We start from the raw sequence: 14,853 nt of genomic DNA on the forward strand, positions 1-14,853 counted from the left end.
GGGGACGTCGGAGTGGTTCAGGAGCAGCCCCGCGCCCCGTGCCCGCGCAGCAGAAGGCCGAAGCCGCCAAGCCGGCCAAGCCCGCCAAGAAGGGCCGCTCCAAGCTGGCACTGCTCGGCGGCGGGGTCGTGGCCCTGATCGTCGTGGCCTACGGCGCAGGGCTGCTCCTGAACCACTCCGACGTCCCCAAGGGCACCACCGTCCTCGGCGTCGACATCAGCGGCAGCCGCGACGAGGCCGCGGCCAAGCTCCAGACGGCCTTCGGAACCCGCGCCGCCGCCCCGATCCAGCTCAGCGTCGGCGGCAAGCAGGTCGAGCTGAAGCCCGACAAGGCCGGGCTGACCCTGGACAGCCAGACCACCGTCCGCAACGCGGCCGGCAGCGACTACAACCCCGTCACGGTCATCGGATCGCTGCTCGGCAACGAGCGCGTCGCCGATCCCGTGATGCCGGTCGACGAGGAGAAGCTCCAGGTCGCGCTCCAAGAGCTCGCCGGCACGGCGGGCTCGGCCACCGAGGGCACGATCACCTTCGACACCGGCAAGGCCGTCGCCGTCCCCGGAAAGCCCGGCACCACCCTGGACGTGGACGCCTCGGTCGAACTGGTCAACAAGGCCTTCCGCGACCAGGTCGCCACCGGCAAGGCGGCCGTGGCCGAACTGCCGACCACCACCAAGGAACCGGTCATCAACCAGGCCGAACTGGACCGGGCGATGAAGGACTTCGCGGAGCCCGCGATGTCCGCCATCGCCACGGTCAAGGCGGGGGGCAAGTCCCTCCCCTTCGGCTCCAAGTCCCTGCCGAAGTTCCTCAGCATGCAGGCCGTGGACGGCCGCCTCACCGAGAAGTTCGACCTGGAGGCGCTCAAGGCCGTCTACGGGAACACCTTCGACGGGGTCCTGATCACCCGCGGCACCGGCGCCAAGACGGCGGTCACCCCGCAGGACGTCGCAGGCGCCCTCGGCAAGGCCCTGCGCGGCAAGACCACGGCCGAGCGGACCGTCGTCATCGACACCAACGCGAACTAGCCTCCGCCCCGTCACGACGCACCGGTGCCCCCGCCCGGACCCCGGGCGGGGGCACCGTCACGTCCCGGCACACACGACGTGCCGTCCGCCGGCCCCGCCGGCGATCGAGGCGCGGGCACGGAGCGCCGTAAGGGGGCCGGCCCCCGGTCTCTGCGGCGCGCCCGAACCCCGTCAGTTCAGCAGGGCGCGAGCGGAGACGGCTTCGGCGCGGATGCGCGCCGCCGCGTCGGCGTCGATCGCGGCGACGACGTCCGCGTACGCGTCCAGCGCCGCCGCCCCCTCCTGGAAGGAGCCCCGTTCCACCAGCAGCCGCGCCCGCTCGTACCGCAGCGCCGCCGGATGCGACGGCAGCAGCAGCGACAGTTCGAGCGCCCACAGGGCCACCCCGGACTGCTCCGGGCGGGTCGACGCCCACGCCCGGATGTTGCCCAGGATCCGCAGCACGATGTCCAGGGTGCCGGCCGGCGTGCGCGGCCCCGACGCCAGCTCCGCGGGCCCGGCGCCCAAGGACGCGCCGCCCGCGAAGGGGTCCACGACCACGCCCTCCTCCGGGTCCCCGAAGCCCACCACGAAGTGCCCCGGCAGCCCCAGCCCGTACACCGGCGCCCCCGCCCGCCGGGCGACCTCCAGCCACACCACCGACAACAGGATGGGCAGGCCGCGCCGCCGCCGCAGGACCTCGTGCAGCAGCGAGGACGACAGCCGGCCGTAGTCCGCGGGGGTGCCGTGGAAGCCGAGCCGCCCGCCCAGCAGTTCCGTCACGGCCGACGCCCACGCCCGCGCGCCCCGCAGCCCGTACGGCAGCATCCCGGCGAGCCGGTCCAGCTCGATCTGCGCCCAGTCCATGGCGCGTTCGTCCAGGTCCGGGTCCGCCTCCGTCGCCAGCAGCAGGCACAGCAGCGCCAGATCGGGCCGCTCCGACCGGGCCTCCGCCGCGAACTGCTCCCGCCGGCCCGCCGGACTCACCCCGCCGCCCGGTAGTGGTGGTAGGTGTGGTGCGTCGCGAAGCCCAGCCCGTCGTACAGGGCCAGTGCCCCCGCATTGTCCGTCTCGACCTGCAGCCACGCCGCCGACGCGCCCTCCTCCAGCGCCCTGCCGGCCAGGGCGGCCATCACGGCCGTCGCCAGGCCCGCCCGCCGCTGTACGGGATCGACCGTCACGGCCGAGAAGCCGGCCCAGCGCCCGTCCACCACGCACCGCCCGACCGCCCGGCCCCCGGGCAGCGACGCGAACCACACCGACGGGCCCTCCACCAGCAGCCGCCGGGCCACGTCCGGGTCGTCGACCTTCCCGTAGCGCCCGAGCCACGCCTCGTCCGGGACACGGGTCAGCCGTACGGATCCGGCGGCGGGCGCCGCCACGTCGGCCACCGTCGCCAGCGCCCCGATCCGTACCTCCGCCGACACCTCGGACGCCCAGCCCCGCCGTTCCAGCTCCGCGCAGAGCAGCTCCTGCGTGCCGACGGCTCCGGTCGCGGCCTGCACATAGGCCGGAAGCCCTCGTTCCGCGTACCAGGAGGTCACTCGCGCGAGTGCATCGTCCAGCGGTATCCCCGGGTCGCCGACCGCCAGCACCGAATTGGCCCGCCGGGTGAACCCGGCGGCCGCCCGCAGCGTCCAGTCGCCCAGCGGCTCGCTCTCCAGCGGCTGCCAGGACCGCGCCGCGACCCGCGACAGCTCCTCGAAGGAGGCCGCCGGACCCCGCCGCCGGGCTGGCGCCGGAGGCACCGTCTTGCCCGCCACCAGGGAGGATTCCGCGATGCGGACGGACTGCCCGTTCTTCTTTGTGATCAGCAGCACACCCTGGTCCCAGGATGTGAGAACACCGACCGTGTCCGTGAACTCGGGTGATCCGCTCAGCCCGGCCTCCACCCGTCGTACAGAGACACGTTTACCCACGTCAGCCGGGGTAATTCGGACCTCCAGCAGTCCACCGGCGTTGATTTCCACAGCTCTGTCCGCCCCTCCTGTTCGGATCGTGCCCGGGAACGGAGATACTAGGTGCGGGCATCGACGACGCCGCGCTCCCGCGCGATATGGAAAGCCCTACCGAGGAGGAACGAGAGCGTGACCTACGTCATCGCGGAGCCTTGTGTCGACGTCAAGGACAAGGCATGCATCGAAGAGTGCCCCGTCGACTGCATCTACGAGGGCCAGCGGTCCTTGTACATCCACCCGGACGAATGCGTCGACTGTGGTGCGTGTGAGCCGGTCTGCCCGGTCGAGGCCATCTTCTACGAGGACGACACTCCGGAGGAGTGGAAGGACTACTACAAGGCGAACGTCGAGTTCTTCGACGAGCTCGGTTCGCCCGGTGGTGCCTCCAAGCTGGGCCTGATCGAACGCGATCACCCCTTCGTCGCCGCGCTGCCTGCCGGTATCAACGGCGAGCACTGACCCCTTCAGGCAGACGCGCCCCTCGGTCCCGTACGGCCTCGTCGCCGCACGGGACCGAGGCGTTTGCGGACCCGCTACCAGCCAGTACTCAGAGAGAGCAGAGACCATCGTGGCCGCAGTATCCGACCGTCTTCCCGCCTTCCCCTGGGACAAGCTGGAGCCGTACAAGAAGACGGCGGCGGCCCACGCGGACGGCATCGTGGACCTGTCCGTCGGCACGCCCGTGGACCCGGTCCCGCCGCTGATCCAGCGGGCCCTGATCGAGGCCGCCGACTCCCCGGGCTACCCGACGGTCTGGGGCACGGTCGCCCTGCGCGACGCGATCACGGGCTGGGTGCGCGGGCGCCTCGGCGCGAGCGCCGCCGAGCACCGCAACGTCCTGCCGGTCGTCGGCTCCAAGGAGCTGGTGGCCTGGCTGCCGACCCAGCTGGGCCTGGGGGCCGGGGACAAGGTCGCCTACCCCCGGCTCGCCTACCCGACGTACGAGGTCGGGGCGCGGCTGTGCGGCGCCGAGGCGGTCGTCTACGACGACCCCACCGCGCTCGACCCGTCCGGCCTGAAGCTGCTGTGGCTCAACTCCCCGTCCAACCCCACCGGCAAGGTCCTCGCCAAGGAGGACCTCGTGCGGATCGTGGCCTGGGCGCGCGAGCACGGGATCCTGCTCTTCAGCGACGAGTGCTACCTGGAGCTGGGCTGGGACGCCGAGCCCGTCTCCGTCCTGCACGACGACGTGTGCGGCGGCTCGTACGGGGGGATCGTCGCCGTCCACTCCCTCTCCAAGCGCTCCAACCTGGCCGGCTACCGGGCGGCCTTCATCGCCGGTGACGCCGACGTGCTCGGCGAGCTCCTGGAGATCCGCAAGCACGGCGGCATGATGACCCCGGCCCCGGTGCAGGCGGCCACGGTCGCCGCGCTCGGCGACGACGCCCACGTCGAGGAGCAGCGCGGGCGCTACGCGGCCCGCCGTGCGGCGCTGCGTGCGGCCCTGGAGGCACACGGCTTCCGGGTCGAGCACAGCGAGGCGAGCCTCTACCTGTGGGTGACCCGGGACGAGCCCTGCTGGGAGACGGTCGCCCACCTCGCGGACCTGGGCATCCTGGTGGCGCCGGGCGACTTCTACGGCGAGGCGGGCGCGCGGTTCGTGCGCGTCGCCTTCACCGCCACCGACGAGCGCGTCGAGGCGGCGGTCAAGCGCCTCGGCTGAGCGCCGGGCGGGGCCGGGAACAGCCCGAGGGGGCCGGGAGTTCGCACTCCCGGCCCCCTCGGTTTTTCCCGCGAGCGTCAGCCGCCCAGCGGTGCGCCACCGGGCAGTCCTGCCGGCAGGACACTGCCCACGGGCAGCTCGGACACCGGCAGCTCGGACACCGGCAGCTCGGACACCGGCAGCTCGGACACCGGCGACTGGGAGACAGGCAGCTCGGAGACCGGCAGCTCCTTCGCCGCGGGCAGCCCGCCGAGCAGGCCCCCCGCCTTGCCGGCCACGTCGGCGGCCGGGGCCGGCAGGGTCTCGGCGGTGGAGCCCACGGCGTCGGTGGCCGCGTCCGTGGTCGTGCCGGCCAGGGCACCGGGCGCGTCCTGCGCGGTGAGTGCGCCCAGTTGCGGCACGGACTCCAGACCGGCGGCGCTGGCCGCGCCGGCCGCACCGACCACGGGCGCTGCCCCGGCTGCGAGGAGCAGCGCGGCACGGGCGATCCGACGGGTCAGGGGGAGAGACATGTTGCTCCTAAGCGGTAGCGGCTGAGTACGCCGTGACTAACCGCTCGCGGGGCGGGTGGAGTTGCGGTGCCGAACGGTAAAGGATCGGTAACGCATCGTTTAATCGGCTTCCGCGACAAGCGCATCGCACCCGGGCCGACCAGGGATTCCGTCCCTCCCGGGGGTCATGGCCCACCGAACGGATCACGCTCGCAGGAGTGACCGCTCGCACGGGCGCCCGGATGCCCGTCCGGCGTGTCGCGAGGGGCCCCGACGGGGGGCCGGCGCCGGCGCCCCGGCACGCCGGGGACGTCAGCGGGCCATGAAGATCCGTACCTCGCCCGGGTTCGCGTTGCGGGGATCCCCGTCGCCGTCCTTCGCGCCCGTACCGCCCTTGTGCTGCCACTGCCCCCGGGCCTGGCCCGCGATCCAGGCGCGCAGGCCGTAGGACACGCGGGAGATGCCCAGCTCCTTCGCGTTGGCCACCGCCCAGTAGGCCATCGCCCGGCTGTGGCGCGTGGCGGCCTCACCGCCGTTCGCCTTCTCCCTCAGGGTGACCTCGACCTCCGGGCCGCCCTTGCCCCCGCCGCTGTTCCGGCCGGCCTGGCCCGCCTGGCCGGTCTGCGGGGCGAGGGTGTGCAGGCCGTCCTTGCCGAAGATCCGGGTCATTTCGTTCCGTACCTTCTCCGGGTCGCCCGGCCCGGTGGGTGCGGGGCCGCCGCAGTCCAGGGTGCCGTCGCCGCCGAAGGCCGCCGTCAGCACGGTCGCGTCCGGCTCGTGCTTCGCGTAGGCCTGCGGGAACCCGCTGCGCTGCACCTTCTGTGCGGCCACCGTCAGCGGCAGCCGCGAGTACCCCGGCACGTCGACGAGGCGGTCGTAGAAGATGCCGGCCGAGTAGACCGGGTCCGTGATCTGCTCCGGGGTGCCCCAGCCCATCGAGGGCCGCTGCTGGAAGAGGCCCAGCGAGTCCCGGTCGCCGTGGTCGAGGTTGCGCAGCGCGGACTCCTGCATGGCCGTCGCGAGCGCGATGGTCACCGCCCGGTCGGGCAGGCCCTTCGCGACGCCCACGGCGGCTATCGTCGCCGCGTTCGCCGCCTGCTCCGGGGACATTTCGTACGATTCGGAGGTTCCGTCGTAGTTGCCCGCGTTCACGCTGGCCACGCAGAAGGGGGCGCCGCCACCGCCGTTCGAGGCGCGCTGCACGGCGAAGTAGCCGATCACCGCGAGGAGAACGAGCAGACCGACGGCCGCGCGCAGCGGCCGGCGGCGGCGAGGACGGGAATCACGGTTCTCGGACACGCGGCCCACCGTACTTGAGGCATATGACGCGTCCACCGGCCGGACGGCGAGGCCCCGCCCCAGTCCGGGGCGTTAGGGTCATTCCATGTCCGAATCCGAGCTGGACCTCACCCTGGACGCCGCCGAGCTGACCGCCCGGCTCGTCGACATTCCTTCCGTGAGCGGCGACGAGAAGGTACTCGCCGACCTCGTGGAACACGCGCTGCGCGGCCTGCCCCACCTCACCGTGGACCGCTTCGGCAACAACGTCGTCGCCCGCACGCACCTCGGCCGCGCCGAGCGCGTCGTGCTCGCCGGCCACCTCGACACCGTGCCGATCGCCGACAACGTCCCGTCCCGCCTCGACGAGAACGACGTCCTGTGGGGCTGCGGCACCACCGACATGAAGTCCGGTGTCGCCGTACAGCTGCGCATCGCCGCGACCGTGCCCGAGCCGAACCGGGACCTCACCTTCGTCTTCTACGACCAGGAGGAGGTCGCCGCCGACCTCAACGGCCTGGGCAAGGTCGCCGCGGCCCACCCCGACTGGCTGACGGGCGACTTCGCGGTGCTGCTGGAGCCCTCCAACGCCGAGGTCGAGGGCGGCTGCCAGGGCACCCTGCGCGTTCTGCTGCGCACCGCCGGCGAGCGCGCGCACTCCGCCCGCAGCTGGATGGGCTCCAACGCCATCCACTCGGCGAGCCCGATCCTGGCCCGGCTCGCGTCGTACGAGCCGCGCAAGCCGGTCATCGACGGCCTGGAGTACCACGAGGGCCTCAACGCGGTGCGCATCGAGGGCGGCGTCGCCAACAACGTCATCCCCGACGCGTGCACGGTGACGGTCAACTTCCGCTACGCCCCCGACCGCAGCGAGGCCGACGCGCTCGCGCACGTGCGGGAGGTGTTCGCCGACTGCGACATCGCCGAGTTCGTCGTCGACGACTCCTCCGGCGGCGCCCTCCCCGGCCTCTCCCACCCGGCGGCCGCGGCCTTCATGGAGGCGGTGGGCGGCCGTGCCATGCCGAAGTTCGGCTGGACGGACGTCTCCCGCTTCAGCGCGCTGGGCGTCCCGGCCGTCAACTACGGCCCGGGGGACGCCCTGCTGGCCCACAAGGTCGACGAGCGGGTCGAGACGAAGGCGATCCTGCACTGCGAGGAACGACTCCGCGCCTGGCTGACCTCCTGAATTCCGCTTCTCGTCACCTTTGTGCGCCTACCCTGATCCAACGATCAGCAGGAGGGAGCACATCATGGGCAACCCCGAAGGTACCGCTCGTCGTCGGCCCGAGGAGCAGCAGCTCGGGCCGGTGCTGAGGAGGCGGAGCCAGATCAAGGCGGGCAGTACGACGGACCAGCGGCTGCTGGACTCCGCCGGGCCCTCCGAGTGGGTGCACACCGATCCCTGGAGGGTCCTGCGCATCCAGTCGGAGTTCATCGAGGGCTTCGGCACGCTCGCCGAGCTGCCGCCCGCGATCAGTGTGTTCGGATCGGCCCGCACCGCCGCGGGCACGCCCGAGTACGAGGCGGGCGTACGGATCGGCAGTGCCCTGGTGGACGCCGGCTTCGCGGTGATCACCGGCGGCGGTCCGGGGGCGATGGAGGCGGCCAACAAGGGCGCCCGGGAGGCCAACGGCATCTCGGTCGGCCTCGGCATCGAGCTCCCGTTCGAGCAGGGGCTCAACCAGCACGTCGATCTCGGGCTGAACTTCCGGTACTTCTTCGTCCGCAAGACGATGTTCGTGAAGTACAGCCAGGGCTTCGTCGTCCTGCCGGGCGGCCTGGGCACGCTGGACGAGCTGTTCGAGGCGCTGACCCTGGTCCAGACCCAGAAGATCACCCGCTTCCCGATCGTGCTGTTCGGCACGGAGTACTGGAGCGGCCTGATCGACTGGCTGCGGGGCACGGTGATCGCCCAGGGCAAGGCCTCGGAGAAGGACCTCTACCTGTTCCACGTCACGGACGACGTGGACGAGGCGATCGCCCTGGTGACGAAGGAAGTCGGCAAGTAGCCCCCAGCAGCCCGGGCCCGGCCGACGGCGCCCGGCCCGGGCCGCTCACCACTCCCGTTCGTGAAGGACTTCGACGCCTGCACGCGCGGATCCGCCCCCTGGTGGACGTCGTCGAGGAGCCCTCCGACGACGTGTCCCGGATGGGTCAGGCCAGGCCGCGGCGGGCGACGGCCGGGGGGCGGTGGCCCTGGATGGAGCGGACCATCTCGAGGATCTGGCGGGTTTCGGCGACCTCGTGGACGCGGTAGACCTGCGCCCCCAGCCAGGCGGACACGGCCGTCGTGGCCAGGGTGCCCAGCAGGCGCTCCTTGACCGGCTTGTCGAGGGTCTCGCCGACGAAGTCCTTGTTGGACAGGGAGACCAGGACCGGCCAGCCCGTCGCCGTCATCTCCTCCAGCCGGCGCGTGGCCTCCAGCGAGTGGCGGGTGTTCTTCCCGAAGTCGTGGCCCGGGTCGATCATGATCGCGTCCCGGCGGACGCCGAGGGCGGCGGCGCGGTCGGCGAGGCCGACCGTGACCCGCAGGATGTCCTCCATCACGTCCTCGTACACGACCCGGTGCGGCCGGGTGCGCGGCTCGACCCCGCCCGCGTGCGTGCAGACCAGGCCGACGTCGTAGCGGGCGGCGACCTCCGCCAGCTTGGGGTCCACCCCACCCCACGCGTCGTTCAGCAGGTCCGCGCCGGCCTCGCACACGGCCTCGCCGACCTCGTGCCGCCAGGTGTCCACGCTGATCACCACGTCCGGGAAGCGCCGCCGGACCTCGGCCACGAAGCCGACCGTGCGCCGGGCCTCCTCGGCCGCGTCCACGTGCTCGCCCGGGCCCGCCTTGACCCCGCCGATGTCGATGATCGCGGCGCCCTCGGCGATCGCCTGCTCGACACGGTCCAGCGCCGGCTCGTCGCGGAACGTCGCGCCCTGGTCGTAGAAGGAGTCCGGAGTCCGGTTCACGATGGCCATGATCACCGGCTCGTGGGTGTCGAACTCGCGCCTGCCCAGTCGCAGCATCCTGCTCTTTCCTCCTTCGGCGGCCCTTGCGCCTCGCCTGCGACCTTAACCTGGTGGCCGGAGTCTCTCAGGGGAGTTGATCGTGTTCTTCTTCTTGATGATCGCGCTGGTCGTGGTCGTGGCGGCGGTCACCCTGGCCGTGATCGGGGGCGGCTCGGAGGCCGTCCTGCCGGAGGCGGAGCCGGACCGGGTGGCGGACGGGCTGCCGGAGAGCCGGCCCGTCGTGCGCGCGGACATCGACGCGCTGCGGCTGCCCGTCGCGCCGCGCGGCTACCGGATGGCCGAGGTGGACGACGTACTGGAGCGGCTCGCGGCGGAACTGGCCGAGCGGGACGCGCGGATCGCGCAGCTGACCGCCGCGGCGGCCGGGCCCGCCGCGGCGCCGGCGGACGTGGCCGACCGGGTCGACCTCGGCAAGGGCGGTGAGCGGTGAGCGGCGTGCTGGCCGGAACGGACGGGCTGCTGCGCTGCCCGTGGGCGCTGTCCACGCCGGACTACGTGGCCTACCACGACACCGAATGGGGCCGCGCGGTCCACGGCGACGACGCCCTGTACGAACGGCTGTGCCTGGAGGCCTTCCAGTCGGGGCTGTCCTGGCTGACGATCCTGCGGCGGCGCGAGGGCTTCCGCAAGGCCTTCTCCGACTTCGGGATCGCGGCGGTCGCCGCGTTCGACGAGCGGGACGCGGAGCGGCTGCTGGCCGACGAGGGGATCATCCGCAACCGGGCCAAGATCGAGGCGACCCTGGCCAACGCGAAGGTCCTCGCCGGGTGGGAGCCGGGCGAGCTGGACGCGCTGATCTGGTCCCACGTCCCGGAGGAGCCCGCACCCGCCCCGCGGGCTGTCACCGAGGTGCCGGCCATCACGCCGGAGTCCACCGCCCTCGCCAAGGCCCTGAAGAAGGCCGGCATCCGCTTCGTCGGCCCCACGACGGCGTACGCCCTGATGCAGGCCTGCGGGCTGGTCAACGACCACCTGGCGACCTGCACCTCCCGCCACCCCGCCTGATCCGGTGCGGCGGCCGCCGGGGGCGCACGGCCCCCGGCCCCGCCGGCACTCCCGGCACCACTGGGACGGCTTAGCGGCCGAGGTACTTCGGCGGCTGCTTCGCGAGGAAGGCCTGGACGGCGATGCCGTGGTCCTCGGAGGCCCCCGCACGGGTCTGGAGGACGTCCTCGTGGGCCAGGGACTCCGCGAGGGAGTGGGTGGCCCCGTAGGCCAGGGACTCCTTCAGCGCGGCGTACGCGACCGTGGGGCCCGCGGCGAGCGTGCGGGCCACGGCCTCGGCCTCCGCGCGCAGGGAGTCCGCGGGCACCAGGCGGTTGACGATGCCGAGCTCGTACGCCTCCTGGGCCTTGATCGAACGCGGGAAGAGCAGCAGGTCCGAGGCGCGGGAGGCGCCGATCAGGCGGGGGAGGGTCCACGAGACCCCGGAGTCGGCGGTCAGCGCCACCCCGGCGAACGAGGTGTTGAAGGAGGCGGTGTCGGCGACCACCCGGAAGTCCGCCGCCAGCGCGAAGCCGAAGCCCGCACCGGCCGCCACGCCGTTCACCCCGGCCACCACGGGCTTCGGCATCTCGGTGAGCGCCCGCACGATCGGGTTGTAGTGGTCGGCGACCGTGGTCATGGTCAGCGAGGAGCCGGTCTCGCGGTCCGAGGCGAGGTTCCCGATGTGCTCCTTGAGGTCCTGGCCCACGCAGAAGGCCCGGTCGCCGGCCGCGGTCAGCAGCACGGCGCGTACCGCGGTGTCCCCGGCCGCGGCCTGGACCGCGTCGCGCAGGGCGACCTTGGCCTCGGTGTTCATCGCGTTCATCGCGTCCGGACGGTTGATCGTGATGGTTGCGAGTCCGTCGGTCACTTCGTAGAGCACGCTGTCGGCCATGGCAGGGGGTCCCCCTTCGTCGCGGGCTTGGCTACCGGCCGGTACCGGCCGTGCAAGGGCCAGCATGGCGGACCGGACGGGACGCGCACATGTGATGTGCGTCAAAGAAAGCCGATGCCCATCTCGCGGTGCGGCGGCGAAGTATCGCAGGCGGGTCCCCGAAATGAGTGGTTTTGGTCAAGCGCGTTGCCCAAGCGTTCCCAGCCGATGTTGGTCATCGGGTCCTGACATGCGGGATAATGGCTGGGAAGCAATGTGTTCGATGCCGGGTATTAGGCGCCTGAATGGGGCCGTCGGCTGACGATGAGCTGGTTTCAGGAAGGGGAACGAGCATGGCGGCCATGAAGCCGCGGACGGGCGACGGCCCGCTCGAGGTCACCAAGGAGGGGCGGGGCATCGTCATGCGCGTACCGCTCGAGGGCGGCGGTCGGCTTGTCGTCGAGCTGACCCCCGATGAGGCGGACGCCCTGGGTGACGCCCTGAAGAAGGTCGTCGGCTGACCCCCCAAGGACGCTGACAGCACTTCCACCTTCTGCATTCTCTGCGCTGCCCCGACCGCGATCAGCGGCCGGGGCAGCGTTGTGTCGTGTTCGAGGACAGATCCCCGCCGGAGCCACGCCGTGACCTTCTCCCCGCCCGCGCCGCCCGCCTTCGCCGACTGCAGCCCCCGTCAGAAGGCCGCGCGGGTCCTCTCCGACGTCCTGGCGCCGGCGAACCTGGTGGTGGCTCTGCTCCTGCTGATCGGCTGGCACAGCACCACCTCGTGGACCGGGCTCGGCTGGGGCCTGCTCGGCGCCCTGTTCTGCGGCGTGGTCCCGATCGGCATCATCGTCCTCGGCGTCCGCCGCGGGGCGCTGACCGACCAGCACATCCGGGTGCGGCGCCAGCGGCTCGTCCCGATGGGCCTGAGCCTGCTCTCCGTGATCGCCGGGATCACCCTGCTGCACGTCCTCGGCGCGCCCCGGGACGTCTTCGCGCTCGTCGTCGCCATGCTCGTGGGACTGGTCTCGTCCCTGCTGGTCACGGTCGGCTGGCAGATATCCGTCCACATGTCGGTGGCGGGCGGCACGGTGATGATCCTCGCGCTCGTCTTCGGCCCGCCGGCGCTTCCCGCGGCTCTGATCGCCGCCGCCGTCGGCTGGTCCCGCCTGGCGCTGAAGGCGCACACACCGGCTCAGCTCCTCGCCGGCACCGCCCTGGGCGGCACGGCCGCCCTCACCTTCGCCGTCCTGAGCTGACCGGACGGGGCACCGGGCGCCCGGCGCCCGCGCTCAGCGACGGACGGCGCAGAGCAGTCCGTCGCCCACCGGGAGCAGTGCGGCTTCCAGGGCCGGGCTCTCCCGGACGCTGCGCAGCAGCTCGCGGACGCGGAGCACCTCCACCGGCTGGGCCGCGGAGTCGACCGTACGGCCGTCGGAGAAGACCCCCTCGAAGCACACCAGCCCGCCGGGACGCAGCAGACGCAACGATTCAGCGAGGTAGTCGAGGGACTCGGTGGGGTCCCCGTCGCAGAAGACGAGGTCGTATCCGCCGTCGGCGAGCCGGGGCAGGACGTCGAGGGCGCGGCCGGGGATGAAGCGGGCGCGGTTGCCCGCGAAGCCGGCGGCGCGGAAGGCCTGGCGGGCGAAGGCCTGCCGGTCCGGCTCGGGATCCACCGTGGTCAGGACCCCGTCGGGGCGCATGCCGTGCAGGAGGTGGATGCCGGAGACGCCCGTTCCGGTGCCGATCTCGGCGACCGCCTTGGCGTCCGCGGTGGCGGCCAGCAGGCGCAGCGCGGCCCCGGTGCCGGGGGAGACAGAGCGCAGGCCCGCTTCCCTGGACCGGTCGCGGGCCCATCGCAGAGCGTCGTCCTCGGCGACAAACGCGTCGGCGAACGCCCAGCTCGTCTGCCGGTTGCCGGTAATGACCCTCTCCTGTCCCCATAGTTGGCGCAACGGTGACTGTATCCGCTGACGTCGGGAACCCGCAGATGGGACCGGGCGTTGTAAGGGGTGGAGGCGGGACGAGAAGGACGGTGCCGGGCAGATCGGCGACCGGGACCGCTCCGGGGCCTAAGACCTGCGTAAAGATACTGCAAAAACGCTTATCCGGAGCTGACAGAGGGGGTGGCTATGGTAGGGACTCCACTGGACACCACCAGAGCCGACAGGGGAGGTGCGGCTGCGCCTGTGGATCGTAGGGGCGCGCTGAGACGCCTCTTCTGGTCGGCGGGTGAGCCGAAATCCGTGACCTACATTGCTGACCGCTTCCACACCGCCGACGCCGCAACCACCGCGACCTTTGCCGCCGATGCGGGCTCCCAGGCGTGGACCCCTCCCTCGTGGGAGGAGATCGTCAGCACGCACAGCGCGCGGGTCTACCGCCTTGCCTACCGTCTGACGGGGAACCAGCACGACGCCGAGGACCTGACCCAAGAGGTCTTCGTCCGCGTCTTCCGCTCGCTCTCCACGTACACGCCCGGCACGTTCGAGGGCTGGCTTCACCGCATCACGACGAACCTGTTCCTGGACATGGTCCGCCGCAAGCAGCGGATCCGCTTCGACGCGCTCGCCGACGACGCCGCCGAGCGGCTGCCGAGCCGCGAGCCGTCCCCGCAGCAGGTCCTGCACGACACCCACTTCGACGCGGACGTCCAGCAGGCGCTGGACACCCTCGCGCCCGAATTCCGCGCGGCCGTGGTGCTGTGCGACATCGAGGGCCTGTCGTACGAGGAGATCGCCGCCACGCTCGGCGTGAAGCTCGGCACCGTGCGCAGCCGTATCCACCGCGGCCGTTCGCACCTGCGCAAGGCGCTCAAGCACCGGTCTCCCGAGGCCCGTGCCGAGCAGCGCGCGCTGGCGGGTGTGTTCATGGGCGCCCCCGGCGCCGGGGGAGAGGGCGGAGCCGAGTGAGCGGAGTCAGTCCGTCCCCTGCCGAACAGCACCTGGGCGACCGGCTTGCCGCCCTGGTGGACGGGGAGCTGAAGCACGATGCGCGGGAGCGGGTCCTGGCCCACCTGGCGACGTGCGCCAAGTGCAAGGCCGAGGCCGATGCCCAGCGCCGCCTGAAGACCATGTTCGTCGAGAGCGCGCCGCCGCCGCTGTCCGCAGGACTGCTGGCGCGGCTGCAGGGGCTGCCCGGCAGCGGTCCTGACGGCCCGTCGGGCCCCGCGGGCCCACCGGGCCCCGGCCCCAAGGCTGCCGACCCCTTCGAGGCCTTCGCGTACGGGCTGCACGCGGCCGCCCGGCCGCAGCAGCAGGGCTTCCGCGTCCACGAGGTGGGCCGACCGCGCCGCCGGTTCGCCTTCGTCGCCGCCGGAGCCGTGTCGCTGGCCGCGCTCGCACTGGGCAGCGGACTGCCGCAGGAGGCCGCGGACCCGAACGTCCGGCGGGATTCCCCGGCGCCCGCCTCCAGGCCGGGCCCCGCGCTGCCCGTGGCCGACGCCGGGGCGCGTGAGCGCATGCCCACGCCCGCGGCCGTCCCGAGCCTCCTGTCCACCGCCGCGACCCCGCTGCCGCCCGCGCACCCCGCCCCGGCCGGCCCGGCCCGTCCGGTCTCCCTGCTGCGCTGACCCCGGAGC

The 14,853-nt window shown here is 72.7% G+C and carries 18 protein-coding genes; 11 read left to right on the forward strand and 7 right to left on the reverse strand.

The window, feature by feature from the left end; all coding sequences use genetic code 11:
- Positions 1 to 1,028: peptidoglycan binding domain-containing protein (locus tag PV721_RS16335; protein WP_416371112.1), on the forward strand; the 1,028-nt coding region annotated here is incomplete at its 5' end.
- 171 nt (positions 1,029 to 1,199) lie between these two features.
- Here the strand turns inward: PV721_RS16335 and PV721_RS16340 are convergent.
- Both PV721_RS16340 and PV721_RS16345 read right to left on the reverse strand, forming a co-directional pair.
- Positions 1,200 to 1,994: a transglutaminase-like domain-containing protein gene (locus PV721_RS16340; protein WP_319724744.1), complete on the reverse strand. Its 795-nt coding sequence runs from the start codon at positions 1,992 to 1,994 to the stop codon at positions 1,200 to 1,202.
- Positions 1,991 to 2,977, reverse strand: a complete 987-nt coding sequence (locus PV721_RS16345; RefSeq protein ID WP_319724746.1) for a GNAT family N-acetyltransferase — start codon at positions 2,975 to 2,977, stop codon at positions 1,991 to 1,993. The genes PV721_RS16340 and PV721_RS16345 overlap by 4 nt, the downstream gene beginning before the upstream one ends.
- Positions 2,978 to 3,094: 117 nt before the next feature.
- Between PV721_RS16345 and fdxA the strand changes: the two genes are divergently transcribed.
- Positions 3,095 to 3,424, forward strand: coding sequence for a ferredoxin (gene fdxA / locus PV721_RS16350; RefSeq protein ID WP_030011906.1), 330 nt, complete (start codon positions 3,095 to 3,097; stop codon positions 3,422 to 3,424).
- A 109-nt stretch (positions 3,425 to 3,533) separates the two neighbouring features.
- Complete coding sequence (gene dapC, locus PV721_RS16355; protein ID WP_319724751.1) at positions 3,534 to 4,628, forward strand: succinyldiaminopimelate transaminase; 1,095 nt, start codon at positions 3,534 to 3,536, stop codon at positions 4,626 to 4,628.
- Between the two features lie 77 nt (positions 4,629 to 4,705).
- On the opposite strand, the gene PV721_RS16360 is transcribed toward dapC, so the two are convergent.
- Together PV721_RS16360 and PV721_RS16365 are read right to left on the reverse strand one after the other, a co-directional pair.
- Positions 4,706 to 5,140, reverse strand: coding sequence for an ATP-binding protein (locus PV721_RS16360; protein WP_319724753.1), 435 nt, complete (start codon positions 5,138 to 5,140; stop codon positions 4,706 to 4,708).
- Positions 5,141 to 5,431: 291 nt separating this feature from the next.
- On the reverse strand, positions 5,432 to 6,418 hold the full coding sequence (locus PV721_RS16365; protein WP_319724755.1) for a hypothetical protein: 987 nt from the start codon (positions 6,416 to 6,418) through the stop codon (positions 5,432 to 5,434).
- Between the two features lie 85 nt (positions 6,419 to 6,503).
- Between PV721_RS16365 and dapE the strand changes: the two genes are divergently transcribed.
- The gene (dapE, locus tag PV721_RS16370; protein WP_319724758.1) at positions 6,504 to 7,583 is read left to right on the forward strand and encodes a succinyl-diaminopimelate desuccinylase; all 1,080 of its coding nucleotides are present in this window, start codon (positions 6,504 to 6,506) and stop codon (positions 7,581 to 7,583) included.
- Between the two features lie 64 nt (positions 7,584 to 7,647).
- Complete coding sequence (locus PV721_RS16375; protein ID WP_319724760.1) at positions 7,648 to 8,406, forward strand: TIGR00730 family Rossman fold protein; 759 nt, start codon at positions 7,648 to 7,650, stop codon at positions 8,404 to 8,406.
- A 145-nt stretch (positions 8,407 to 8,551) separates the two neighbouring features.
- Here PV721_RS16375 and folP read toward each other — a convergent pair whose 3' ends face one another.
- Entirely contained in the window at positions 8,552 to 9,412 is an 861-nt protein-coding gene (gene folP, locus PV721_RS16380) for a dihydropteroate synthase (protein ID WP_319724762.1), read from the reverse strand.
- Positions 9,413 to 9,488: 76 nt separating this feature from the next.
- On the opposite strand from folP, the gene PV721_RS16385 reads away from it, so the two are divergent.
- Together PV721_RS16385 and PV721_RS16390 are read left to right on the forward strand one after the other, a co-directional pair.
- Positions 9,489 to 9,845 carry a DivIVA domain-containing protein gene (locus PV721_RS16385; RefSeq protein ID WP_319724764.1) on the forward strand — a complete coding sequence of 119 codons (357 nt, stop codon included), beginning with the start codon at positions 9,489 to 9,491 and terminating at the stop codon, positions 9,843 to 9,845.
- Positions 9,842 to 10,420: a DNA-3-methyladenine glycosylase I gene (locus tag PV721_RS16390; protein WP_319724766.1), complete on the forward strand. Its 579-nt coding sequence runs from the start codon at positions 9,842 to 9,844 to the stop codon at positions 10,418 to 10,420. Before PV721_RS16385 ends, PV721_RS16390 begins: the two co-directional genes overlap by 4 nt.
- A 70-nt stretch (positions 10,421 to 10,490) precedes the next feature.
- Here PV721_RS16390 and PV721_RS16395 read toward each other — a convergent pair whose 3' ends face one another.
- Positions 10,491 to 11,294: an enoyl-CoA hydratase/isomerase family protein gene (locus tag PV721_RS16395; RefSeq protein ID WP_319724768.1), complete on the reverse strand. Its 804-nt coding sequence runs from the start codon at positions 11,292 to 11,294 to the stop codon at positions 10,491 to 10,493.
- A gap of 332 nt (positions 11,295 to 11,626) precedes the next feature.
- Between PV721_RS16395 and PV721_RS16400 the strand changes: the two genes are divergently transcribed.
- Together PV721_RS16400 and PV721_RS16405 are read left to right on the forward strand one after the other, a co-directional pair.
- A complete protein-coding gene (locus tag PV721_RS16400) occupies positions 11,627 to 11,794 on the forward strand; it encodes a DUF3117 domain-containing protein (RefSeq protein ID WP_003966491.1) in 168 nt (55 codons plus the stop codon).
- A gap of 120 nt (positions 11,795 to 11,914) precedes the next feature.
- A complete protein-coding gene (locus tag PV721_RS16405; RefSeq protein WP_319724770.1) occupies positions 11,915 to 12,532 on the forward strand; it encodes a hypothetical protein in 618 nt (205 codons plus the stop codon).
- Between the two features lie 33 nt (positions 12,533 to 12,565).
- Here the strand turns inward: PV721_RS16405 and PV721_RS16410 are convergent, their stop codons facing one another.
- Positions 12,566 to 13,228, reverse strand: coding sequence for an O-methyltransferase (locus PV721_RS16410; RefSeq protein ID WP_030710037.1), 663 nt, complete (start codon positions 13,226 to 13,228; stop codon positions 12,566 to 12,568).
- Positions 13,229 to 13,405: 177 nt separating this feature from the next.
- On the opposite strand from PV721_RS16410, the gene sigE reads away from it, so the two are divergent.
- Positions 13,406 to 14,185 (forward strand): RNA polymerase sigma factor SigE, encoded by a 780-nt coding sequence (gene sigE, locus PV721_RS16415; protein ID WP_319724774.1) that lies wholly within the window; start codon positions 13,406 to 13,408, stop codon positions 14,183 to 14,185.
- Positions 14,182 to 14,844 (forward strand): zf-HC2 domain-containing protein, encoded by a 663-nt coding sequence (locus PV721_RS16420; protein WP_319724776.1) that lies wholly within the window; start codon positions 14,182 to 14,184, stop codon positions 14,842 to 14,844. The genes sigE and PV721_RS16420 overlap by 4 nt, the downstream gene beginning before the upstream one ends.
- The last annotated feature ends 9 nt before the right edge of the window (positions 14,845 to 14,853 follow it).

The sequence above is a fragment of the Streptomyces sp. MB09-01 genome (genome assembly GCF_033794505.1).
In the GTDB taxonomy this organism is placed as follows: domain Bacteria; phylum Actinomycetota; class Actinomycetes; order Streptomycetales; family Streptomycetaceae; genus Streptomyces.